The sequence below is a fragment of the Vibrio sp. HI00D65 genome, assembly GCF_001635455.1.
Lineage (GTDB): Bacteria > Pseudomonadota > Gammaproteobacteria > Enterobacterales > Vibrionaceae > Vibrio.
The window spans coordinates 1-388 of the sequence record NZ_LWEH01000549.1; the positions used below are offsets into that span (position 1 = coordinate 1).

The window sequence follows — 388 nt, forward strand, 5'->3', positions numbered from 1 at the left end:
TGTTGCCGATAATCAAAAACACAGCGCCTAACATCAATACCGTTAAGGTAATCACGATGACAGCGGCTAGCGCTTTAATCGCGTCTAATCTTGCTAACCAATCTTCGTCCAAACGAACATCGGTCACTAATTCTTGTTTTTTGACTTGGCCTGCCAGCTCTTTGATTTGAGCATCGCTTTGTACGCTTGGTGTTATCACTAACACACCTGGCAGTGAATAGTCGTCGAGAATAGTGACCGATGTTCGTTTGGACGAAGATTGGTTAGCAAGATTAGACGCGATTAAAGCGCTAGCCGCTGTCATCGTGATTACCTTAACGGTATTGATGTTAGGCGCTGTGTTTTTGATTATCGGCAACACACTGCGATTTAATGTGTTGGCGCATAA

2 pseudogenes are annotated in these 388 nt (G+C 44.1%); one reads left to right on the plus strand and one right to left on the minus strand.

Annotation, left to right across the window (positions count from 1 at the left end):
• Positions 1–238: pseudogene (locus tag A3712_RS23380) on the minus strand (permease-like cell division protein FtsX); the annotation flags it as partial.
• Here A3712_RS23380 and A3712_RS27175 point away from each other — a divergent pair.
• A pseudogene (locus A3712_RS27175) lies at positions 231–388 on the plus strand (permease-like cell division protein FtsX); the annotation flags it as partial. The pseudogenes A3712_RS23380 and A3712_RS27175 overlap by 8 nt on opposite strands.